Annotated in this window: 20 protein-coding genes, 2 tRNA genes and 3 rRNA genes; 7 read left to right on the top strand and 18 right to left on the bottom strand. The window is 43.4% G+C overall.

The window, feature by feature from the left end; translation table 11 throughout:
* Window positions 1-193 precede the first annotated feature (193 nt).
* From adhP to serS, 6 genes are all read left to right on the top strand, one after another.
* Entirely contained in the window at window positions 194-1216 is a 1023-nt protein-coding gene (gene adhP / locus I2C87_RS08995; protein ID WP_129270625.1) for an alcohol dehydrogenase AdhP, read from the top strand.
* A gap of 347 nt (window positions 1217-1563) precedes the next feature.
* Complete coding sequence (locus tag I2C87_RS08990; RefSeq protein WP_061564766.1) at window positions 1564-2553, top strand: PTS sugar transporter subunit IIB; 990 nt, start codon at window positions 1564-1566, stop codon at window positions 2551-2553.
* Between the two features lie 27 nt (window positions 2554-2580).
* Window positions 2581-3384, top strand: a complete 804-nt coding sequence (locus I2C87_RS08985) for a PTS mannose/fructose/sorbose transporter subunit IIC (RefSeq protein WP_061564765.1) — start codon at window positions 2581-2583, stop codon at window positions 3382-3384.
* Between the two features lie 18 nt (window positions 3385-3402).
* The gene (locus I2C87_RS08980) at window positions 3403-4314 is read left to right on the top strand and encodes a PTS system mannose/fructose/sorbose family transporter subunit IID (protein ID WP_006596896.1); all 912 of its coding nucleotides are present in this window, start codon (window positions 3403-3405) and stop codon (window positions 4312-4314) included.
* A gap of 80 nt (window positions 4315-4394) precedes the next feature.
* Entirely contained in the window at window positions 4395-4763 is a 369-nt protein-coding gene (locus I2C87_RS08975) for a DUF956 family protein (RefSeq protein ID WP_061564764.1), read from the top strand.
* 217 nt (window positions 4764-4980) lie between these two features.
* Window positions 4981-6258, top strand: a complete 1278-nt coding sequence (gene serS / locus I2C87_RS08970) for a serine--tRNA ligase (protein ID WP_195324669.1) — start codon at window positions 4981-4983, stop codon at window positions 6256-6258.
* Window positions 6259-6300: 42 nt separating this feature from the next.
* On the opposite strand, the gene I2C87_RS08965 is transcribed toward serS, so the two are convergent.
* The 13 genes from I2C87_RS08965 to I2C87_RS08905 all read right to left on the bottom strand — a co-directional run bounded on the left by I2C87_RS08965 (window position 6301) and on the right by I2C87_RS08905 (window position 16904).
* Window positions 6301-7071, bottom strand: coding sequence for an acetyl-CoA carboxylase carboxyl transferase subunit alpha (locus I2C87_RS08965; protein ID WP_061564762.1), 771 nt, complete (start codon window positions 7069-7071; stop codon window positions 6301-6303).
* Entirely contained in the window at window positions 7071-7931 is an 861-nt protein-coding gene (gene accD, locus I2C87_RS08960; protein ID WP_061564761.1) for an acetyl-CoA carboxylase, carboxyltransferase subunit beta, read from the bottom strand. Before accD ends, I2C87_RS08965 begins: the two co-directional genes overlap by 1 nt.
* An 88-nt stretch (window positions 7932-8019) precedes the next feature.
* The gene (locus I2C87_RS08955) at window positions 8020-9387 is read right to left on the bottom strand and encodes an acetyl-CoA carboxylase biotin carboxylase subunit (protein ID WP_195324668.1); all 1368 of its coding nucleotides are present in this window, start codon (window positions 9385-9387) and stop codon (window positions 8020-8022) included.
* A 10-nt stretch (window positions 9388-9397) separates the two neighbouring features.
* Complete coding sequence (gene fabZ / locus I2C87_RS08950) at window positions 9398-9820, bottom strand: 3-hydroxyacyl-ACP dehydratase FabZ (protein WP_006596902.1); 423 nt, start codon at window positions 9818-9820, stop codon at window positions 9398-9400.
* Window positions 9817-10305: an acetyl-CoA carboxylase biotin carboxyl carrier protein gene (gene accB / locus I2C87_RS08945; protein WP_061564759.1), complete on the bottom strand. Its 489-nt coding sequence runs from the start codon at window positions 10303-10305 to the stop codon at window positions 9817-9819. Before accB ends, fabZ begins: the two co-directional genes overlap by 4 nt.
* A 1-nt stretch (window position 10306) precedes the next feature.
* On the bottom strand, window positions 10307-11539 hold the full coding sequence (gene fabF / locus I2C87_RS08940) for a beta-ketoacyl-ACP synthase II (protein ID WP_061564758.1): 1233 nt from the start codon (window positions 11537-11539) through the stop codon (window positions 10307-10309).
* 18 nt (window positions 11540-11557) lie between these two features.
* Window positions 11558-12292 (bottom strand): 3-oxoacyl-[acyl-carrier-protein] reductase, encoded by a 735-nt coding sequence (gene fabG / locus I2C87_RS08935; protein ID WP_006596905.1) that lies wholly within the window; start codon window positions 12290-12292, stop codon window positions 11558-11560.
* Between the two features lie 12 nt (window positions 12293-12304).
* On the bottom strand, window positions 12305-13225 hold the full coding sequence (gene fabD, locus I2C87_RS08930; RefSeq protein ID WP_023027705.1) for an ACP S-malonyltransferase: 921 nt from the start codon (window positions 13223-13225) through the stop codon (window positions 12305-12307).
* 24 nt (window positions 13226-13249) lie between these two features.
* On the bottom strand, window positions 13250-14215 hold the full coding sequence (fabK, locus tag I2C87_RS08925) for an enoyl-[acyl-carrier-protein] reductase FabK (protein ID WP_023027704.1): 966 nt from the start codon (window positions 14213-14215) through the stop codon (window positions 13250-13252).
* A gap of 110 nt (window positions 14216-14325) precedes the next feature.
* Entirely contained in the window at window positions 14326-14550 is a 225-nt protein-coding gene (locus I2C87_RS08920) for an acyl carrier protein (RefSeq protein ID WP_195324667.1), read from the bottom strand.
* Between the two features lie 55 nt (window positions 14551-14605).
* Window positions 14606-15580 carry a beta-ketoacyl-ACP synthase III gene (locus I2C87_RS08915; RefSeq protein WP_123160937.1) on the bottom strand — a complete coding sequence of 325 codons (975 nt, stop codon included), beginning with the start codon at window positions 15578-15580 and terminating at the stop codon, window positions 14606-14608.
* On the bottom strand, window positions 15580-16014 hold the full coding sequence (locus I2C87_RS08910; protein ID WP_006597415.1) for a MarR family winged helix-turn-helix transcriptional regulator: 435 nt from the start codon (window positions 16012-16014) through the stop codon (window positions 15580-15582). Before I2C87_RS08910 ends, I2C87_RS08915 begins: the two co-directional genes overlap by 1 nt.
* Before the next feature lie 98 nt (window positions 16015-16112).
* Window positions 16113-16904, bottom strand: coding sequence for an enoyl-CoA hydratase (locus tag I2C87_RS08905; protein WP_195324666.1), 792 nt, complete (start codon window positions 16902-16904; stop codon window positions 16113-16115).
* A 213-nt stretch (window positions 16905-17117) separates the two neighbouring features.
* Between I2C87_RS08905 and I2C87_RS08900 the strand changes: the two genes are divergently transcribed.
* Entirely contained in the window at window positions 17118-18467 is a 1350-nt protein-coding gene (locus I2C87_RS08900) for an aspartate kinase (RefSeq protein ID WP_195324665.1), read from the top strand.
* A gap of 72 nt (window positions 18468-18539) precedes the next feature.
* On the opposite strand, the gene I2C87_RS08895 is transcribed toward I2C87_RS08900, so the two are convergent.
* From I2C87_RS08895 to I2C87_RS08875, 5 genes are all read right to left on the bottom strand, one after another.
* A tRNA-Asn gene (locus I2C87_RS08895) sits at window positions 18540-18613 on the bottom strand.
* Between the two features lie 5 nt (window positions 18614-18618).
* A 5S ribosomal RNA gene (gene rrf / locus I2C87_RS08890) occupies window positions 18619-18734 on the bottom strand.
* Window positions 18735-18814: 80 nt separating this feature from the next.
* Window positions 18815-21713: ribosomal RNA gene (locus I2C87_RS08885) — 23S ribosomal RNA — on the bottom strand.
* Window positions 21714-21842: 129 nt separating this feature from the next.
* Window positions 21843-21915: transfer RNA gene (locus I2C87_RS08880), tRNA-Ala, on the bottom strand.
* 53 nt (window positions 21916-21968) lie between these two features.
* A 16S ribosomal RNA gene (locus I2C87_RS08875) occupies window positions 21969-23517 on the bottom strand.
* Together the 16S, 23S and 5S rRNA genes with 2 tRNA genes alongside form the textbook arrangement of a ribosomal RNA operon.
* Window positions 23518-23683 lie beyond the last annotated feature (166 nt).

The following is a 23683-nucleotide window of genomic DNA, read 5'->3' as shown; positions in this document are numbered from 1 at the left end:
AATTTAACTGGTTAAGTTTATTTTCAGAAAATTTTCTATGTAAACGCTTGCTGACTGATAAAGTTTGTGATAAAATTAACATAACAAAAATAAAAAAGGAGCCTAGCTCATTTCATACGATAATGATTCAAGTGATGTTACTTCTCGTTTTATTACCGTCTCTAATCCAACTAAGCTCTTGAGGAGGAAAACTATGAAAGCTGTTGTTGTAAATCCAGAAGGTACTGGTGTTGAAATCGTTGCAAACAAGGAGATGCGCCCATTGGAAACAGGGGAAGCACTTGTTCAAATCGAATACTGTGGTGTCTGCCACACGGACTTGCACGTTGCTCACGGAGACTTCGGTAAAGTTCCAGGCCGTGTTCTTGGACATGAAGGAATCGGAATTGTTAAAGAACTTGCTCCAGATGTCAAGAGCCTCAAAGTTGGTGACCGCGTCAGTGTTGCTTGGTTCTTCGAAGGATGTGGCACTTGTGAATACTGTACAACTGGTCGCGAAACCCTTTGCCGTACTGTAAAAAATGCTGGTTACTCTGTTGATGGAGGAATGGCTGAACAATGTATCGTTACTGCAGACTACGCAGTGAAAGTGCCAGAAGGATTAGATCCAGCCCAAGCTTCTTCTATTACCTGTGCCGGTGTTACAACCTACAAAGCTATCAAAGAAGCCAAAGCTGAACCAGGCCAATGGATCGTTATCTATGGAGCTGGTGGCTTGGGTAACTTGGCTGTTCAATATGCCAAGAAAGTCTTCAACGCTCATGTCATCGCTGTTGATATCAACAATGATAAACTCGAATTGGCCAAAGAAGTTGGGGCAGACTTTGTCATTAATGGTCGTGAAGTCGAAGATGTTCCAGGATTGATCAAAGAAAAAACAAATGGTGGAGCTCACTCTGCTGTCGTAACAGCCGTTTCTAAAGTAGCTTTCAACCAAGCAGTAGATTCTGTTCGTGCAGGTGGCCGCGTGATCGCAGTTGGTCTTCCTTCTGAAATGATGGACCTCAGCATTGTAAAAACAGTATTAGATGGTATCCAAGTCATCGGTTCTCTTGTAGGAACTCGTAAAGACTTGGAAGAAGCCTTCCAATTTGGAGCAGAAGGCTTGGTCGTTCCAGTCGTTCAAAAACGTCCAGTAGAAGATGCTGTCAAAGTCTTTGACGAAATGGAAGCCGGAACCATTCAAGGACGTATGGTACTTGACTTCACCAACTAATCAACTCAACCTATTAGACCAGCCCAAATGGGCTGGTCTTTTTTAGTTTCTCACAAACAGGACCTGCAAGGGGTTGCTATATTTTTATTTTACCTATTAGAACCTACTACTACTCTTTTCAGAAAACATAGAATCCCCTTCATTCCCCTCTTGTCAAGGAATTCCAAAGGATTTTCGAATTTAACAGCTAGATATAGATGTTAACAATTTAATATATCAAGACCTCTCTTTTTCCTTTAATTTAGTACTGAAAAATTGACTTTATCATGAAAACGTTTTATAATAGATAAGCTTAAAGTTTTCTTAAACTGAAAGTCAAACAAATTTTATAAGGAGGAATGTCAATAATGAGTATTGGTATCATTATTGCTAGCCACGGTGAATTTGCAGCTGGAATCCACCAATCCGGCTCGATGATCTTTGGGGATCAAGAGAAAGTTCAAGTGGTTACGTTCATGCCAAGTGAAGGCCCAGATGATCTCTATGCTAAATTCAATGCTGCTGTTGCCGCATTTGATGCAGAAGATGAAGTCTTGGTTTTGGCTGACCTTTGGAGTGGTTCTCCATTTAACCAAGCGAGTCGCGTTATGGGAGAAAATCCAGATCGTAAATTTGCGATCATCACTGGATTGAACCTGCCGATGTTGATTCAAGCTTATACAGAGCGTTTAATGGATGCAACTGCTGGCGTTGATCAAGTTGCTGCAAACATCATCAAAGAATCTAAAGATGGAATCAAAGCTCTTCCAGAAGAATTGAATCCAGTCGAAGAAGCAAGCACTGCTTCAGTTGCTCCTGTTGCCCAAGCCGCTATTCCAGAAGGAACAGTGATCGGTGACGGAAAACTCAAAATTAACCTTGCCCGCTTAGATACTCGTCTACTTCACGGACAAGTCGCAACTGCTTGGACACCTGATTCAAAAGCGGATCGAATTATCGTAGCTTCAGACTCAGTTGCCAAAGATGAGCTCCGTAAAGAGTTGATCAAGCAAGCAGCACCGAATGGTGTGAAAGCAAACGTTGTCCCAATTCAAAAATTGATCGACGTTGCAAAAGATCCACGCTTTGGTGAAACACATGCTTTGATCTTGTTTGAAACACCTCAAGATGCCCTTCGTGCCATCGAGGGTGGTGTTCCGATTAAAACCTTGAACGTTGGTTCAATGGCCCACTCAACTGGTAAAACCATGGTTAACAATGTCTTGTCAATGGACAAAGAGGATGTGGCTACATTTGAAAAAATGCGTGATCTTGGAGTGGAATTTGATGTCCGTAAAGTACCAAATGACTCTAAGAAAGATTTGTTTGACTTAATTAACAAAGCTAACGTTCAATAACCGATTACTTACGAAAGGATTTTAAACATGTCTATTATTTCTATGGTATTAGTGGTCGTTGTTGCCTTCTTAGCAGGTCTTGAAGGTATCCTTGACCAATTCCAATTCCACCAACCACTTGTTGCTTGTACCTTAATCGGTTTGGTAACAGGTAACTTGACTGCCGGTGTTATGCTTGGTGGTTCCCTTCAATTACTTGCACTTGGCTGGGCCAACATTGGTGCCGCAGTTGCACCCGACGCTGCTCTTGCATCAGTCGCTGCTGCCATCATCATGGTACTTGGGGGAGACTTCAGTGCAAAAGGAATCGCTGTGGCTCAAGGTGTAGCTATTCCACTTGCAGTTGCTGGTCTTTTCTTGACCATGATCGTCCGTACTCTCTCCGTTGGTTTGGTCCACACTGCCGATGCTGCTGCTAAAAAAGGTGATATCAAAGGCGTAGAACGCGCTCACTTTGTAGCCCTTCTCCTTCAAGGTCTTCGTATCGCCATTCCTGCAGCCCTTCTTTTGATGATCCCTGCTGACACTGTTAAAGGTGCTCTTGAAGCGATGCCTGCTTGGTTGTCAGACGGTATGCAAATCGGTGGTGGTATGGTCGTAGCCGTTGGTTACGCCATGGTTATCAACATGATGGCAAGCCGTGAAGTTTGGCCATTCTTTGCTATTGGTTTTGCTCTTGCTGCCGTTAGCCAATTGACCTTGATTGCTCTTGGTGCAATTGGTGTTGCACTTGCCTTGATCTACCTTTCTCTCTCTAAGAAAGGTGGCAATGGAGGTGGCGGAGTTGCTACTTCTAATGACCCAATCGGCGATATCCTTGAAGACTATTAAGAAAGGTGTGACACTATCATGACTGAAAAATTACAATTATCTAAATCAGATCGTCAAAAAGTTTGGTGGCGTTCAACCTTCTTGCAAGGTTCTTGGAACTATGAACGGATGCAAAACTTGGGTTGGGCTTACTCATTGATCCCAGCTATCAAAAAACTTTACACGAAGAAAGAAGACCAAGCGGCTGCTCTTGAGCGTCACATGGAGTTCTTCAACACTCACCCATACGTAGCTGCTCCAATCATCGGGGTAACTCTTGCCCTTGAAGAAGAAAAAGCAAATGGCGCTGCGATTGATGATGCCGCTATCCAAGGGGTTAAGATTGGTATGATGGGACCTTTGGCGGGTATCGGAGATCCTGTCTTCTGGTTTACAGTTCGTCCAATCCTTGGAGCACTTGGTGCATCTCTTGCCTTGACTGGTAATATCCTTGGTCCACTTATCTTCTTCTTTGCTTGGAATGCGATTCGTATGTCCTTCTTGTGGTACACCCAAGAACTTGGATACAAAGCAGGTTCTGAAATTACCAAAGATATGTCTGGTGGGATCTTGCAAGACATCACTAAAGGAGCTTCTATCCTCGGGATGTTCATCCTTGCTGTCTTGGTAGAACGTTGGGTATCTATTAAATTCATCTTTAATGTTTCTTCTGTCAAATTAGACGACAAAGCTTATATCCACTGGGATAAACTTCCTGAAGGATACAAGGGTATCCAAGAAGCCTTCGCTCAAGTTGGTTCAGGTCTATCTCAAACACCTGAAAAAGTTACGACTTTCCAACAAAACTTGGATTCATTGATTCCTGGTTTGATGGGATTGCTTCTTACTTTCGCTTGTATGTGGTTGCTTAAGAAGAAAGTATCTCCAATCACTATCATCATCGCCCTCTTTGTAATCGGTGTCTTGGCACACGTTGCTGGCTTGATGTAAGCAAAGATCAACAAAAAAGAAGGTTTCGACCTTCTTTTTATTATGGTATAATGAAATGAACATTGTTACAGGAGGATCACATGGCGCAATCACAGAATAAAACCGTGGAATTCCATACCACTGGTGTCTCTTATCTAGGTGTTGGTGGAAAGGTTGGAAAAATGTTAGTTGGAGATGTGGCTTTTGAATTTTACGCAGATGCTAATGTAGAAGACTACGTCCAAATTCCCTGGAAAGAAATCGAACAGATTGGAGCCAACGTATCCGGGCGTAAAATTAGCCGCCATTTTGAAATTTACACCAAGGAAAGTAAGTTCCTCTTTGCTTCTAAAGACTCGGGTAAAATCTTAAAAATTGCCCGTCAACACCTTGGAAATGATAAAATTGTCAAGCTACCGACCTTGATCCAAACCATCGCAGCTAAAATTAAAAATCTATTTGCAAAATAGCTCCTTTTCTTGTATAATAAACGAAAACGGATAAGTAAATTAAAGAAATCTTTCAGAAAGTCTGCGGTTGCTGCGAGCAGATAGAAATCTTAATTGAAATTCTACCGTTTAGTTAAAATACAATATCGAATCAAGTGCACACCTGTGAAGTTGGATGGAACCGTGGCTCTGCCACTCCAACACTCTGACAGGTGTGTTTTTTGTTAAAGGAGAAGCTATGTTAGATATTAAACGGATTCGTACAGACTTTGATGCAGTTGCTGAAAAATTAGCGACACGCGGTGTAGATGCTGCCATCTTGAACGAAATGAAAGAAATCGATGCCAAGCGTCGTGACATCTTGGTCAAAGTAGAAGGCCTCAAGGCTGAGCGTAACACAGTATCTGCTGAAATTGCCCAAGCCAAACGCAACAAAGAAAATGCAGATGATAAGATTGCTGCCATGCAAACTCTTTCTGCAGAAGTCAAAGCACTCGATGCAGAATTGGCAGAAATCGATGCGAAATTGACAGAATTTACTACAACCCTTCCAAACATTCCTGCTGATAGTGTACCTGTTGGAGCAGATGAGGATGACAACGTAGAAGTTCGCCGTTGGGGAACTCCTCGCGAGTTTGACTTCGAACCAAAAGCTCACTGGGACCTTGGAGAAGACTTAGACATCCTTGACTGGGAACGTGGTGGTAAAGTCACTGGCGCTCGTTTCCTCTTCTACAAGGGGCTTGGAGCTCGCTTAGAACGTGCTATCTACAATTTTATGTTGGATGAGCATGGCAAGGAAGGATACACAGAAGTCATCACACCTTACATGGTCAACCACGATTCTATGTTTGGTACTGGTCAATATCCAAAGTTCAAGGAAGATACTTTTGAACTCAGCGACACCAACTATGTCTTGATTCCAACTGCCGAAGTGCCTCTGACCAACTACTACCGTGACGAAATCATCGATGGCAAGGATCTCCCAATCTACTTTACTGCCATGAGCCCTTCTTTCCGTTCAGAAGCAGGTTCTGCTGGTCGTGACACTCGTGGTTTGATCCGTTTACACCAATTCCATAAGGTAGAAATGGTCAAATTTGCCAAACCGGAAGAATCATATGAAGAATTGGAAAAGATGACAGCCAACGCTGAAAACATCCTTCAAAAACTCAACCTTCCATATCGCGTAGTTGCTCTTTCTACAGGAGACATGGGCTTCTCAGCTGCTAAGACTTACGACTTGGAAGTATGGATCCCAGCACAAAATACCTATCGTGAAATCTCAAGCTGTTCAAATACGGAAGATTTCCAAGCACGTCGTGCCCAAATCCGCTATCGTGATGAAGCTGACGGTAAGGTTAAACTTCTTCACACCTTGAATGGTTCTGGATTGGCTGTTGGACGTACAGTGGCAGCTATTCTTGAAAACTATCAAAACGAAGATGGTTCTGTAACTATTCCTGAAGTCCTTCGTCCATACATAGGTGGCGCTGAAGTCATCGCACCAAAATAAAGTTTTAAAAAACTGAGTCTTGCAAATTGCAAGCTCAGTTTTTTAATATTTACGAAAACGTTGGTAACGTTGCTCTAGAAGTTCTTCGAGAGGCAAGGCTTGTAGCTCCTTCAATTCTGCTTGGATTTCCTTCTTCACTTGAGCTAGTAATTCGCCATTGGAAAAACCATGCTCCGGAATCACCTTGTCCACAATGTCCATATTCAACAACTCATGCGAAGTAATCTTCATCAATTCAGCTGCTTCCATGGCACGGCTTCCGTCTTTCCAAAGAATAGAAGCAAACCCTTCTGGACTCAAGACTGCATAGATGGAGTTCTCCAGCATCCAGACCTTATCTGCTACACCAAGAGCTAGGGCACCACCTGAGCCACCTTCTCCGATGATAATCGCGATAATCGGAACTTTTAAATCACTCATTTCCATGAGGTTGCGGGCAATAGCCTCACCCTGTCCCCGCTCTTCAGCACCAACACCCGGATATGCACCCGCAGTGTTGATGAAGGTTACTACTGGACGACCAAATTTCTCCGCCTGTTTCATCAAACGCAAGGCTTTTCGATAGCCTTCTGGGTGGGGTTGGCCAAAGTTTCGACTGAGGTTGTCCTGAAGATTCTTTCCTTTTTGAATCCCGACAACCGTTACCGCTTGATCCCCTAACCAGCCAATTCCACCAATCACTGCACCATCATCTCGGAAATTTCGATCTCCATGCAATTCGATAAAGTTATCAAAAATTCCATGAGCATAATCGAGAGCAGTCAAACGTCCTTGGTCACGAGCTTCTTTAATAATTTGTGTTATTCTTGTCATTACTTCCCTCCATGAAAGGCTAACAAGTCTGCGATTGTTGAACGCATCTCACTACGCTGGACAATCACATCCACAAAGCCATGCTCCTGCAAAAATTCAGCCTTTTGGAAATTATCCGGCAACTGTTCCCGTACAGTAGACTCGATCACTCGTCGACCTGCAAATCCCACAAGGGCCTGGCTCTCTGCAATGATAATATCCCCTTCCATTGCAAATGACGCCGTTACCCCACCTGTTGTTGGGTCTGTTAGAACTGTCAGATAAAATAAGCCTGCTTTTGAGTGTCTTTGAACAGCTGCAGAGATTTTAGCCATCTGCATCAAACTGACGATTCCTTCTTGCATCCGAGCGCCACCAGAAGCGGTAAAGAGCACAACTGGGAGCTTTTCTTCTGTCGCCAATTCAAATAGACGCGTAATCTTTTCACCGACCACAGAGCCCATAGAAGCCATGATGAAATTAGAATCCATAATACCAAGAGCCACTTGATGGCCACCGATCTTTGCAGTTCCTGTTAGCACAGCTTCATCAAGTCCTGTCAATTCACGAACAGCCGCCAATTTCTTCTTGTAGTTTGGAAACTTAAGCGGGTCCTTGGTCTCAATACCCGTAAACAATTCAATAAAGCTTCCTGGATCAATCGTCAATTGAAGTCGCTCAACCGCAGTGATGCGGAAGGTATAACCACACTTAGGACACAGACGTTCACTTCCAAGATCCTTTTGGTAAATCGTATGTTTACAGCCCGGACACTGAGAAAACAACTCATCTGGAACCTCTGGTTTTGGCTGAGGTGCTTCAATGGCCGACCGATTGGGATTAATTCGAATGTACTTATCTTTTTTAGAAAATAAAGCCATCAACTTCTCCTTACTTGGTAAAAGAACTTTGTAATTGTGCGCGTTCATTCCTTGTGAAAATGAATCTCACATTTACAAAGTTCAATGCTTATTGATTTTTCTGATAATTTGGTAAAAATGTCTCCATCAGAAAGGCGGTATCGTAGTCACCAGCAATCACGTTCGAATCTGAAATCAAATCCAATTGGAAATCACTGTTAGTCATTACACCGTCAATTTCCAACTCATAGAGGGCGCGTTGCATCTTCATCAAGGCATCAAAACGATTCTCTCCATGGACAATGATTTTGGCAATCATACTATCGTAGTAAGGTGGAATCGTATAGCCAGGATAGACAGCTGAATCCACGCGCAAGCCGACTCCTCCACTTGGAAGATAGAGATTGGTGATTTTTCCTGGGCTAGGTGCAAAGTTAAAGGCAGGATTTTCTGCATTGATCCGGCATTCAATGGCATGACCAGAAATTTGAATATCTTCTTGGCTTACAGACAATTCTTGCCCAGTAGCAATTTTAATTTGCTCTTTTACGATATCAATTCCTGTGACGAATTCTGTCACGGGATGCTCTACTTGAACCCGAGTGTTCATCTCCATGAAGTAAAATTCGCCTTTACCTTCATCGTAAAGAAACTCGATGGTCCCAGCATTTTCATAGCCAACAGATTCTGCTGCGCGGACGGCTGCAGATCCGATTTGGTCTCGAATTGTCTTACCGATTGCTACGGATGGAGATTCTTCGAGGACTTTTTGGTTGTTTCTTTGAAGGGAACAATCCCGTTCACCCAAATGAACCACATGTCCAAATTGGTCAGCCAGGATTTGAACCTCAATATGACGAGCTGGGTAGATGACGCGTTCAAGGTACATAGCTCCATTGCCAAAGGCCGCCTTAGCTTCTGTCGAAGCAGATTCAAAAGCTGGAACTAGGTCTTCTGCCCGTTCTACTTTACGGATCCCTTTACCGCCACCTCCAGCTGATGCCTTCAGCATGACAGGATAACCAATCCGTTCGGCAACTTCCAAGGCTTCTTCAGCTGTATGAACTTCACCATCTGATCCTGGAATCACAGGTACGCCTGCTTTGATCATTTGTGCTCGGGCATTAATTTTATCACCCATCATATCCATAACAGACCCTGATGGTCCAATAAACTTAATCCCTACTTCTTCACACATGGTGGCAAACTTCGAATTTTCACTCAAAAATCCAAATCCTGGGTGAATCGCTTCTGATCCAGTCAAGACAGCTGCAGATAAAACAGCATTCATGTTCAAATAAGATTCGGTTGACTTGGCAGGCCCAATACAAACTGCTTCATCCGCTAGTAAGGTATGCAAGGCTTCTTTATCAGCCGTTGAATAGACAGCGACTGTTTCAATTCCTAATTCACGAGCAGCTCGAATAATCCGGACCGCAATTTCACCACGATTCGCGATTAAAATTTTTCGGAACATAGAAACCTCCCTAGTTACCAATTGCAAATGTTAGGGTCCCGCTAGCAGCTAATTTCCCATCGACTTCCGCTTTTGCTTCCACGACCGCAATCGAACCACGACGCTTGACAAAGGTAGCCGTCATCACGAGCTGATCTCCCGGAACGACTTGTTTTTTAAATTTAACCTTATCCATTCCAGCGTAAAAGACTAATTTCCCTTTATTTTCTGGTTTGGATAATTCTAAGACACCGGCAGTTTGTGCCAAGGCTTCCATAATGAGGACACCTGGCATTACTGGGTAGCTTGGAAAGTGCCCATTAAAGAAGGGCTCATTGATCGTCACATTCTTAATGGCTACAATCGTATCCTCACTTGTTTCAAGGACGCGATCCACCAACAACATCGGATAGCGATGCGGAAGAGCCTCTTTAATAGCTTGAATATCGATCATTTAATCCGTACCAATCCTTTCCCAAACTCAACCATTTCTTCATTTGAAACAAGGATTTCAGTGACAATTCCATCCCTTGGTGCAGGAACTTCGTTCATAACTTTCATCGCTTCAATAATCAATAGGGTTTGGCCTTTTGAAACGCTATCTCCAACCTGAACAAAAGCTGGTTTATCTGGACCTGAAGCTAAATAAGCTACACCAACAAGAGGACTTTCAACCACTTCCCCTTCTGCTGCTACTGCTGGACTTGCTTCAGGAGCTGGTGCTGAAGGAGCAACTGGTTCTTCTGCAAGAACAACAGGGCTCTCAACAGCAGGTGCCACTTCCTGAACTACAGGAGCTGGCGTAGCAGGTTGTGGGCTAGCTACACTGCCAGTATTTTTACTAAATGATAGCACATCAGTTGCATTTTGATAGCTAAATTCACGAAGACTAGATTGGTCAAATTGACTCATTAGGTCTTTAATCTCTTGAATATTCACTTTATCCCTCCCAACGTTTAAAGGCTAAGACAGCATTGTGTCCTCCAAATCCAAATGTATTGGAAATAGCATAGGAAATCGGACGTTCTTGCCCTTCACCAAAGATGACATTGGCTTCAATATAATCTGATAACTCTTGTGTTCCAGCAGTTTTTGGAACATATTGATGGCGAATTGCTTCAATCGTCGCAATAGCTTCAACTGCCCCTGCTGCCCCCAAGAGGTGACCTGTAAATGATTTTGTAGAAGATACTGGAACTTCTGTACCAAATACAGAAACGATTGCACCACTTTCTCCTTTTTCATTTGCTGGAGTAGAGGTACCATGAGCGTTGACATAATCAACTTGAGCTGGTTCAATTTCTGCCTCATCCAAAGCCAACTTCATTGCTTTAATAGCACCTTGACCTTCTGGATGTGGAGAAGTCATATGGTAAGCATCACAAGTATTTCCGTAGCCCACGACTTCAGCAAGAATGGTTGCACCACGTTTTTCAGCGTGTTCCAAACTTTCAAGTACCAACATTCCTGATCCTTCACCCATTACAAATCCATTCCGATCTTTATCAAATGGAATAGAAGCACGAGTTGGATCTTCTGTTGTTGAAAGAGCTGTCAAGGCTTGGAAACCGGCGATTGCAAATGGCGTAATAGAAGCTTCTGAACCACCAACCAACATCAAATCTTGGAAACCAAACTTAATAGCGCGGAAAGCATCCCCAATCGCATCATTGGAAGAGGCACAAGCAGTATTGATCGATTTACAAATTCCATTAGCTCCAAAACGCATGGCAACATTACCAGATGCCATATTTGGCAAAGCTTTTGGAAGGGTCATTGGTTTGACACGTTTTGGTCCTTTTTCATGCAAACGAATCACTTGATCTTCGATTTCTTTGATACCACCAATACCAGAAGCAACAATGACACCAAAACGATCTTTATCAATAGCTTCTACATCTAAACCTGCATGATTCACAGCTTCTTGAGCGGCATACAAGGCATACAAAGAGTAGTTGTCAAAGCGGTTTGTATCTTTCTTGATAAAGTACTTATCAAATGGGAAATCATGGATTTCAGCTGCATTATGAACAGCAAAGTCACTGTGGTCAAATTTTGTAATCGGACCAATCCCAATCTTTCCTTCTTTTAAACTATTCCAAAATTCTTCTGGAGTGTTTCCGATTGGAGATGTCAAGCCATAGCCTGTTACAACAACACGATTTAATTTCATTTCAAAACCTACCTCTTTTTATTGCATGGTTAAGCCACCATCAATTGCGATGACTTGCCCTGTTAGATATTCTTGAGTCGCAAGAAAGACTGCAACATCTGCCACTTCTTCTGTATTTCCAAATCGTTTCATTGGAATTTGAGCGAGAGACATTTCTTTAATTTTTTCAGGAAGTCCTTCTGTCATATCAGACTCAATGAAGCCCGGCGCAATGACATTGACACGGACATTTCTACCAGCTACTTCACGTGCTACAGATTTAGAAAAACCAATCAAACCAGCTTTTGAGGCTGCATAGTTGGCTTGTCCAACATTTCCTGTCAGACCGACAACACTCGACATGTTAATGATAGCACCTTCACGTGCTTTGGTCATCGGCTTTAAGACTGATTGTGTCATATTAAAAGCACCAGTCAAATTCACCTTCAAGACTTGCTCAAAATCTTCTTCCGTCAATTTTAACATGAGCTTATCATTGGTAATCCCAGCATTGTTAACAAGGATGTCTACTGAGCCAAGTGCTTCAATCGCTTCCGCGACCATTCGTTTCGCTTCCGTAGCTTGGGATACATCCCCAGTAACGCCAACTACCTTCACACCGTATGAGGCAAATTCATCCACTAGACCTGCAGGGAGCTCTCCACGACTATTTAAGACAATGTTGGCACCTTTTGACGCAAATTTATGTGCAATAGCCAATCCAATGCCTCGACTTGAGCCAGTAACAAATACATTTTTATTCTTCAGTTCCATAGTCACCTCATCTTATTCGTTCAGTAAGGCATCAAGGCTTGCTTGATCCTCAACATTTTTCGTTGGAAGAGTTTTATCAATTTTTTTCAAGAAACCAGTCAAGACCTTACCTGGACCAATTTCAATCACTTCATCTACTCCAAACTCTTGAATCGTTGCAATCGAATCATAGAAACGAACAGGCTCCATCACCTGGCGAGCTAATAAAGCTTTGATTTCGTCTGATTTCATGATCTTTGCTTCTGTATTCCCAACCAAAGGCAAGCTAAAGTCCTTAAAAGTAACTTTTTCAAGTTCAGTCGCTAGTTTTTCACTAGCAGAAGCAAGTAAGGCCGTATGGAAAGGACCAGAGACATTTAGAGGAATCAACCGTTTTGCCCCTGCTTCTTGTAAGAGTTCAACTGCATAATCCACAGCTTCAACCTCTCCACCAATCACAATTTGGGCAGGAGTATTGTAGTTAGCTGGTGTTACAACTCCCTTTTCAGAAGCCTGTTGACAGATTTCTTCAATCAAGGCAGGATCAGTATTCATGACAGCTACCATCTTCCCGCTTCCAGCAGGCGCAGCTGTTTCCATAAATTCACCCCGCTTGGCTACCAAAGCGACTGCTTCTTCAAAAGAAAGAGCACCTGCAGCAACCAAAGCAGAATATTCTCCTAGAGAAAGACCGGCAACAATATCCGGTGTCATGCCCTTTTCTGCTAATAGACGATAAATAGCTACTGAAGTTGTCAAAATAGCCGGTTGGGTAAAGCGTGTTTGATTGAGCTTGTCTTCATCAGAATCAATCAATTCTCGTAAATCATAGCCCAAAATCTGACTTGCAGTATCAAATGTCTCCTTAACAATCGGATAAGTTGCATACAAGTCACTAGCCATCCCCAATTTTTGGGCACCTTGACCAGCAAATAAGAAAGCACGTTTTGTCACTGTCCTCTTCCTTTCCTTTACTTGTTAGAATTTGACATCTGCCCAGCGAGCTGCTTCTTTCTGAATGACTTTAGCAGCTCCAAAATAGATATCTTCCAAGATTTCAGCACAGGTTTCTTCTTTACCTACGAGACCTGCAATTTGTCCTGCCATCACAGATCCGTTATCAACGTCTCCGTCCACAACAGCATTGCGAAGAGCACCTGCTCCTAATTCTTCAATTTCTTCTTGAGTCTTCTTACCTGCCAAGAAATCTTTTTCCGCTTGGTTATAGGCAGAAGCCAATTTATTCTTAATCGCACGAACTGGATGGCCAACAACTGACGCAGACACTACTGTATCAATGTCTTTAGCTTTCAAGATTTTATTCTTAAAGTTTTGGTGAGCATTTGATTCTTTAGCTACGACAAATCGTGTTCCCACTTGAACAGCAGCTGCTCCAAGCATGAAGACTGCAGCTGCTCCAGCACCATCAGCCACACCACCAGCACCAATAACGGGAATAGAAACAGCTTCGACCACTTGACGAACCAGGGTCATGGTAGTCAATTTACCAATATGCCCACCTGCTTCCATTCCTTCAGCAATCACAGCATCCGCACCTAGTTTTTCCATCCGTTTTGCTAAAGCTACTGAAGGTACAACTGGAATAACGGTAATGCCAGCTTCGTGGAAACGATCCATATATTTCCCAGGATTCCCTGCACCAGTGGTAACAACTTTAACCCCTTCTTCGATAACCAAGTCAACAATGTCATCTGCAAAAGGAGAGAGGAGCATGATATTCACTCCAAAAGGTTTGTCAGTAATGGATTTGACACGATCAATATTCGCTTTGACAACTTCTTTAGGTGCATTTCCTCCACCGATGATCCCAAGACCACCTGCATTGGATACAGCTCCAGCAAGATCTCCATCTGCTACCCAAGCCATACCACCTTGGAAAATTGGATATTTAATGTTTAATAATTCTGTAATTCGTGTTTGCATAGTACCTTCCTCATTTTCGCTTAAGTAATAGTTTGAAAGCGGTTCTTTGCTTTGAGCGTCAAACTATTACCTAAACAAGAGAGAATATCTTTCGATACTCTCATCCATTATTATTTAGTTTTTTCTTCTACGTAAGTAACAAGGTCACCTACAGTAGACAATCCTTCTTCAGTTTCAATTTGAATGTCGAATGCATCTTCAATTTCTGAAATCACTTGGAACAAATCCAATGAATCAGCTTCAAGATCTTCAAAAGTAGACTCAAGTGTTACTTCTGATGGTTCTTTACCAAGTTCTTCAACGATAATTTCTTGTACTTTTTCAAATACTGCCATGATTGGCCTCCTTAAAATAATAAAAAATTTTTAAAATGTGTTACCACATGTTTAACTAGATTGTAACAAGAAGTGAGCCCCATGTCAAACCTCCACCAAATCCAGACAGAAGAATTGTTTGACTTCCATCCAATTTGATCAGTCCTTGGTCGACACACTCCGATAATAAAATTGGAATACTTGCGGCACTCGTGTTACCATATTCCATCATGTTTGCAGGAAGTTTTTCCCGATCAACCCCGATTTTCTTAGCCATTTTATCTAAGATACGGTCATTTGCTTGGTGCAGAAGAAAAAAATCAATCTCTTCAACAGGCACTGGAGCATCTGCTAACGTATTTTTAATACTCTTAGCCACATCCCGAATGGCAAAATCAAAGACTGCTCTCCCATCCATTGACAAATATTTTTTATCTTCTTCCTTATCAGAATATGGTGAAGATAAACCAACAGATGATGATTGAAGAACTTCTCCACGGGAACCGTCTGAAAACAGACTTTCTGCTAAAAAAGTTTGTTGCTCGGAAGCTTCCAATAAAACACCGCCAGCACCATCCCCAAACAAGACTGCTGTTGTCCGATCTTCCCAATCGATCACTTTCGATAAGGTTTCACTTCCGATAACGATTCCTCGTTTGTACTGGCCAGAGCGAATATACTTTTCAGCAGTCGCAAGCGCAAATACAAATCCACTACAAGCAGCGGTCAAATCAAAAACAAAGGCTTTAGAGGCACCAATTTTAGCTTGAACACGAGCAGCTGTAGATGGCATCATGGAATCCGGTGAAATCGTAGCAACAAAGATAAAATCCAACTGATCCGCTTGTAAACCACTTTTTTCAAGCAAGCGACGAGCCACTTCCGTAGCTAAATCGCTGGTTGATTCTGATTGAGAAATATGACGCTTCCGAATTCCTGTCCGACTAGCAATCCACTCATCACTGGTATCCATCCGTTCAGAAAGATCCTGATTGGAAATCACTTGGATTGGCGCATAATGGGCTGCCTGACTAATTTTTGCAAAAGTCATTATTTCAACTCCTCCAAGAAACGATAAAGGTTCTGCAACCCTTTTTGCATCACTTTCCGTTCATCTGGAGACATTCCATCGATAATTTGATTGACCATCCGCTTGTGAAATTGTTGGTGAAGCCGATACAAGAGCTTGCCTCTTTTGGTTAAACTCAAATGGACAACCCGACGATCGACTTCAGATCTGGTTCGTTCAATATAACCTTTTCGTTCAAGATTATTTAAACTGGTAGTGACTGTACCTAACGTTACCATTAACGAACGCGAAATATCACTTGGAGTTGCGTTTGGTGTTGAGCCGATGACATCTATTGTGTGCATTTCCTTGATGGAAACATCATTAAATCGACTGCTACGTAAACTAGTTTCTTCGATGACTAATACGTTGTTAAAAATGGATGTAAGGTAATCATTGACTAGTTGAAAATTCAAAAACCACACCCCCTATTCATTACTTTGATAATCGAATTTTATCAAAAATCAAACCAAATAGCAAGCCTCAGTAACAAAAACATAAAAATTTTACGTTTTTATTTTCCTTGGAATTTTGGGCGCCGACGCTCTGAATAGGCAATAACTCCCTCTTTAAAGTCTTCCTTTAGAGAAAGATTTCTCTGCAATCTCAACTCAATTTCAGCATAACGATCCCAGTCAGTCAGCATGCTAGACCAAGCCAACTCTTTAATCGCAGCAAATGAATTGTCTGAGCTACGCCTTAACTTCATGAGTAGTTGGTTGACAGTCTTGTCTAATTTTTCTACTTCAGAAACCTTGTACACAACACCATATTCCAGAGCCTTTTCAGCACCTAATGGTTCACCAGTCATTGCTAACTGAGTTGCTCTAGTCAAACCAATGGCTCTTCCTAAAAGGAATAGACCACCGGCATCAGGAGCCAAACCGACTCCAACAAAGGCTTGAATAAACTTCGCTTTATCAGATGCAATACAAAAGTCAGCCGCTACTGCCATATTAGCAGTTGCTCCTGCAACTGCACCATCTGCAACCATAATCACAGGTTTTGGAATTTGCTTCATTTTTTTAGAGATTTGATTGACCAATTCCGCAATTTGCGTTAACGAATCGATATCATCAGCATCAACAGCCCGTTTCATCTCAGCTAAATCACCACCAACTGAAAAAACCTTACCGACTGCTTTAAATAAAATAAAACGAACATCTGGATTATTCTCAGCTAATTCTAATGCTTCAAGGATTTCCTGACACATTGGAATGTTAAAACCATTTGAAACCTCTGGTCTATTTAAAATAATAGATGCGAGATCCTCTTCTACAGAATAAATAATCGTTTCGAACACCATAAGCCACCTCTTTACTAATTCGCTATTCAAATTGTTTGATAGTTGAACTTATTTATTTTTATATTATTTTAGCACAACTACTTTGATAAGTAAATTACATTTTCATAACAAAGTGTCTCACCCGAAAGACTCGCTTGATAACAGTGCTTTTTTAGATTGTAACCAAGCTCTATCTTTGGTATAATTTAAAGAAAGTTGTGTAAAGGAGTCCACATGAAAGTAGTTAAATTTGGTGGTAGTTCATTAGCTTCTGCTACCCAGTTAGAAAAAGTATTCAATATCGTTAAAGAAGATGAAGCCCGTCAATACGTGGTCGTTTCTGCTCCAGGGAAACGCAATGCGGAGGACACAAAAGTCACAGATGCCCTCATCAAGTATTTTAAAGAATATACCAACGGAAAAGATACGAACCAAAGTCAAGAATGGATTATCAATCGCTATCGATCTATTACAGAGGAGTTAGACTTAGACGAGGAAATTATCGAAGAGATTGCTAGAGATATCAAATCCCTTGCAACACTTCCCAAGTCTGACAACACTTTCTTATATGATACCTTCTTAGCAGCAGGAGAAAACAACAATGCGAAACTCATCGCAGCTTACTTTGTAAAAAAAGGTTTAGAAGCAAAATATATCCATCCAAAAGATGCAGGTATCTTTGTAACAAGTGAACCTTGCAATGCTCGCATTCTTCCTTCTAGTTACGATAAGATTGAAGAACTGAGAAACCATAATGAAATTTTAGTGATCCCTGGATTCTTTGGAATTACTAAAGAAGGCCAAGTCTGTACTTTTTCAAGAGGTGGTTCTGATATTACAGGATCAATTATCGCAGCGGGAGTTAAAGCAGATCTCTACGAGAACTTTACAGACGTCGATGGTATTTTTGCAGCTCACCCAGGCATTATCAAACAGCCACATTCTATTCCTGAATTAACCTATAAGGAGATGCGGGAATTAGCCTATGCTGGCTTTAGTGTCCTCCATGATGAAGCACTGGTACCAGCCTATCGTGGAAAAATTCCAATGGTGATCAAGAACACAAACAATCCAAAACATCCAGGTACGAAGATTGTGCTGAACCATACCGATGAAAATGTTAAAGTTGTTGGAATTGCTGGAGATTCGGGATTTGTCAGCATTAATACCACCAAATATCTAATGAATAGAGAAGTCGGTTTTGGTAGAAAATTATTGCAAATTTTAGAAGATTTGAATATTAGTTGGGATCATATGCCAACAGGTATTGACGACTTATCAGTAATTCTTCGGTCAAAAGAATTGACTCCAATTAAAGAACAAGAAATCTTAAAACATCTAATCCAAGATTTACAAGTGGATTATGCCGAAATTGAACATGATCTTTCCATTATTATGATTGTCGGAGAGAATATGAAAAATCAAATTGGTGTAACAGCTACAGCCACAAAGGCTTTATCAAAAAATAACATTAATATCCAAATGATTTCGCAAGGATCCAGCGAAGTTTCCATCATGTTTGTCGTCAATCAAGAACAAGAAAAACAGGCTATTAAAGCTCTATACGATGTTTTCTTTAAATAAGAAAAAAGGTTCGAAAGAACCTTTTTTAATTTATTAATAAAAGAGAAATAAAAAAACCCTTTCGGGTACTGACTCCGCCAGTAGGACTCGAACCTACGACATCATGATTAACAGTCATGCGCTACTACCAACTGAGCTATGGCGGAAAAAAGCTAAGCGACTACCATATCTCACAGGGGGCAACCCCCAACTACTTCCGGCGTTCTAGGGCTTAACTTCTGTGTTCGGCATGGGTACAGGTGTATCTCCTAGGCTATCGTCACTTAACTCTGAATGATGAACATTCAAAATTGAATACCTATATTCTAACAAAAATCTAACCAGCTGTAAATATTCTCAGTTACTTTTTGGATAAGTCCTCGAGCTATTAGTATTAGTCCGCTCCATTGCTCACACAACTTCCACTCCTAACCTATCTACCTGATCTTCTCTCAGGGCTCTTACTAACATATAGTTATGGGAAATCTCATCTTGAGGTGGGTTTCACACTTAGATGCTTTCAGCGTTTATCCCTTCCCTACATAGCTACCCAGCGATGCCTCTGGCGAGACAACTGGTACACCAGCGGTAAGTCCACTCTGGTCCTCTCGTACTAGGAGCAGATCCTCTCAAATTTCCTACGCCCGCGACGGATAGGGACCGAACTGTCTCACGACGTTCTGAACCCAGCTCGCGTGCCGCTTTAATGGGCGAACAGCCCAACCCTTGGGACCGACTACAGCCCCAGGATGCGACGAGCCGACATCGAGGTGCCAAACCTCCCCGTCGATGTGAACTCTTGGGGGAGATAAGCCTGTTATCCCCAGGGTAGCTTTTATCCGTTGAGCGATGGCCCTTCCATACGGAACCACCGGATCACTAAGCCCGACTTTCGTCCCTGCTCGAGTTGTAGCTCTCGCAGTCAAGCTCCCTTATACCTTTACACTCTGCGAATGATTTCCAACCATTCTGAGGGAACCTTTGGGCGCCTCCGTTACCTTTTAGGAGGCGACCGCCCCAGTCAAACTGCCCGTCAGACACTGTCTCCGATAGGGATCACCTATCCGGGTTAGAGTGGCCATAACACAAGGGTAGTATCCCAACATCGCCTCCATCGAAACTGGCGTCCCGATCTCTATGGCTCCTACCTATCCTGTACATGTGGCACAGACACTCAATATCAAACTGCAGTAAAGCTCCATGGGGTCTTTCCGTCCTGTCGCGGGTAACCTGCATCTTCACAGGTACTAAAATTTCACCGAGTCTCTCGTTGAGACAGTGCCCAAATCATTACGCCTTTCGTGCGGGTCGGAACTTACCCGACAAGGAATTTCGCTACCTTAGGACCGTTATAGTTACGGCCGCCGTTTACTGGGGCTTCAATTCATACCTTCGCTTACGCTAAGCACTCCTCTTAACCTTCCAGCACCGGGCAGGCGTCACCCCCTATACATCATCTTACGATTTAGCAGAGAGCTGTGTTTTTGATAAACAGTTGCTTGGGCCTATTCACTGCGGCTGACCTAAGTCAGCACCCCTTCTCCCGAAGTTACGGGGTCATTTTGCCGAGTTCCTTAACGAGAGTTCTCTCGCTCACCTGAGGCTACTCGCCTCGACTACCTGTGTCGGTTTGCGGTACGGGTAGAGTATGTTTAACGCTAGAAGCTTTTCTTGGCAGTGTGACATCACTAACTTCGCTACTAAACTTCGCTCCCCATCACAGCTCAATGTTATAGAACTAAGCATTTAACTCAATTCACACCTCACTGCTTAGACGTGCACTTCCAATCGCACGCTTTAGTTAGCCTACTGCGTCCCTCCATCACTACATACTCTAGTACAGGAATATCAACCTGTTGTCCATCGGATACACCTTTCGGTCTCTCCTTAGGTCCCGACTAACCCAGGGCGGACGAGCCTTCCCCTGGAAACCTTAGTCTTACGGTGGACAGGATTCTCACCTGTCTTTCGCTACTCATACCGGCATTCTCACTTCTATGCGTTCCAGCACTCCTCACGGTATACCTTCTTCACACATAGAACGCTCTCCTACCATACCTATAAAGGTATCCACAGCTTCGGTAAATTGTTTTAGCCCCGGTACATTTTCGGCGCAGGGTCACTCGACTAGTGAGCTATTACGCACTCTTTGAATGAATAGCTGCTTCTAAGCTAACATCCTAGTTGTCTGTGCAACCCCACATCCTTTTCCACTTAACAATTATTTTGGGACCTTAGCTGGTGGTCTGGGCTGTTTCCCTTTCGACTACGGATCTTAGCACTCGCAGTCTGACTGCCGACCATAATTCATTGGCATTCGGAGTTTATCTGAGATTGGTAATCCGGGATGGACCCCTCACCCAAACAGTGCTCTACCTCCAAGAATCTTAATGTCGACGCTAGCCCTAAAGCTATTTCGGAGAGAACCAGCTATCTCCAAGTTCGTTTGGAATTTCTCCGCTACCCACAAGTCATCCAAGCACTTTTCAACGTGCCCTGGTTCGGTCCTCCAGTGCGTTTTACCGCACCTTCAACCTGCTCATGGGTAGGTCACATGGTTTCGGGTCTACGACATAATACTAAGACGCCCTATTCAGACTCGGTTTCCCTACGGCTCCGTCTCTTCAACTTAACCTCGCATCATATCGTAACTCGCCGGTTCATTCTACAAAAGGCACGCTCTCACCCATTAACGGGCTCGAACTTGTTGTAGGCACACGGTTTCAGGTTCTATTTCACTCCCCTCCCGGGGTGCTTTTCACCTTTCCCTCACGGTACTGGTTCACTATCGGTCACTAGGGAGTATTTAGGGTTGGGAGATGGTCCTCCCAGATTCCGACGAGATTCCACGTGTCTCGCCGTACTCAGGATACTGCTAGGTATAAAGACTATTTAAAATACGAGGCTATTACTCTCTTTGGCCTACCTTCCCAGGTAGTTCTTCTATAATCTTTAAGTCCACATTGCAGTCCTACAACCCCGAAGAGTAAACTCTTCGGTTTGCCCTCCTGCCGTTTCGCTCGCCGCTACTAAGGCAATCGCTTTTGCTTTCTCTTCCTGCAGCTACTTAGATGTTTCAGTTCACTGCGTCTTCCTCCTCATATCCTTAACAGATATGGGTAACAGGTATTACCTGCTGGGTTCCCCCATTCGGACATCCCCGGATCTAAGCTTACTTACAGCTCCCCGAGGCATTTCGTCGTTTGTCACGTCCTTCTTCGGCTCCTAGTGCCAAGGCATCCACCGTGCGCCCTTATTAACTTAACCTTATTAACCTAATTTCTTAAAAAATTAGAAAACTCATTAAATATTCACAGCGTTTTCGGTTTATTTTCTTGTTACTATTTGATATAGATATTCAATTTTCAATGTTCATCCTTGGTGATCTCTCACCAATGGAGCCTAGCGGGATCGAACCGCTGACCTCCTGCGTGCAAAGCAGGCGCTCTCCCAGCTGAGCTAAGGCCCCACAAGACCTCTCAAAACTAAACAAGACGAACGTGCAGGTTTCCTTATCCTTAGAAAGGAGGTGATCCAGCCGCACCTTCCGATACGGCTACCTTGTTACGACTTCACCCCAATCATCTATCCCACCTTAGGCGGCTGGCTCCTAAAAGGTTACCTCACCGACTTCGGGTGTTACAAACTCTCGTGGTGTGACGGGCGGTGTGTACAAGGCCCGGGAACGTATTCACCGCGGCGTGCTGATCCGCGATTACTAGCGATTCCGACTTCATGTAGGCGAGTTGCAGCCTACAATCCGAACTGAGACTGGCTTTAAGAGATTAGCTTGCCGTCACCGACTTGCGACTCGTTGTACCAGCCATTGTAGCACGTGTGTAGCCCAGGTCATAAGGGGCATGATGATTTGACGTCATCCCCACCTTCCTCCGGTTTATTACCGGCAGTCTCGCTAGAGTGCCCAACTGAATGATGGCAACTAACAATAGGGGTTGCGCTCGTTGCGGGACTTAACCCAACATCTCACGACACGAGCTGACGACAACCATGCACCACCTGTCACCTCTGTCCCGAAGGAAAGCTCTATCTCTAGAGCGGTCAGAGGGATGTCAAGACCTGGTAAGGTTCTTCGCGTTGCTTCGAATTAAACCACATGCTCCACCGCTTGTGCGGGCCCCCGTCAATTCCTTTGAGTTTCAACCTTGCGGTCGTACTCCCCAGGCGGAGTGCTTAATGCGTTAGCTGCGGCACTGAGTCCCGGAAAGGACCCAACACCTAGCACTCATCGTTTACGGCGTGGACTACCAGGGTATCTAATCCTGTTTGCTCCCCACGCTTTCGAGCCTCAGCGTCAGTTACAAGCCAGAGAGCCGCTTTCGCCACCGGTGTTCCTCCATATATCTACGCATTTCACCGCTACACATGGAATTCCACTCTCCCCTCTTGCACTCAAGTTAAACAGTTTCCAAAGCGTACTATGGTTAAGCCACAGCCTTTAACTTCAGACTTATCTAACCGCCTGCGCTCGCTTTACGCCCAATAAATCCGGATAACGCTCGGGACCTACGTATTACCGCGGCTGCTGGCACGTAGTTAGCCGTCCCTTTCTGGTAAGATACCGTCACAGTGTGAACTTTCCACTCTCACACTCGTTCTTCTCTTACAACAGAGCTTTACGATCCGAAAACCTTCTTCACTCACGCGGCGTTGCTCGGTCAGACTTCCGTCCATTGCCGAAGATTCCCTACTGCTGCCTCCCGTAGGAGTCTGGGCCGTGTCTCAGTCCCAGTGTGGCCGATCACCCTCTCAGGTCGGCTATGTATCGTCGCCTTGGTGAGCCGTTACCTCACCAACTAGCTAATACAACGCAGGTCCATCTGGTAGTGGAGCAATTGCCCCTTTCAAGCAGATATCATGCAATATCTACTGTTATGCGGTATTAGCTATCGTTTCCAATAGTTATCCCCCGCTACCAGGCAGGTTACCTACGCGTTACTCACCCGTTCGCAACTCATCCGGAAAGAGCAAGCTCCTTCCTTCAGCGTTCTACTTGCATGTATTAGGCACGCCGCCAGCGTTCATCCTGAGCCAGGATCAAACTCTCATTAAAATAATTGTTTGTCTTAAACTCATTCTGTCACTGACAGATTTATTGTTTTTTCATTGTTCAGTACTATAACCTTAGTTATAGCGCCCTGCACATTGGTTCGTCTTGTTCAGTTTTCAAAGGTCTTTGTCGCTCTCGCGCGACAACTATATTAGTATATCACGACCAT

It is taken from the genome of Streptococcus sp. 1001283B150225_161107_H12 (assembly GCF_015552665.1).
Classification (GTDB): Bacteria; Bacillota; Bacilli; order Lactobacillales; family Streptococcaceae; genus Streptococcus.
The sequence above is the reverse complement of the archived record's forward strand: the minus strand, read 5'-3'. Positions and strand labels throughout refer to the sequence as shown.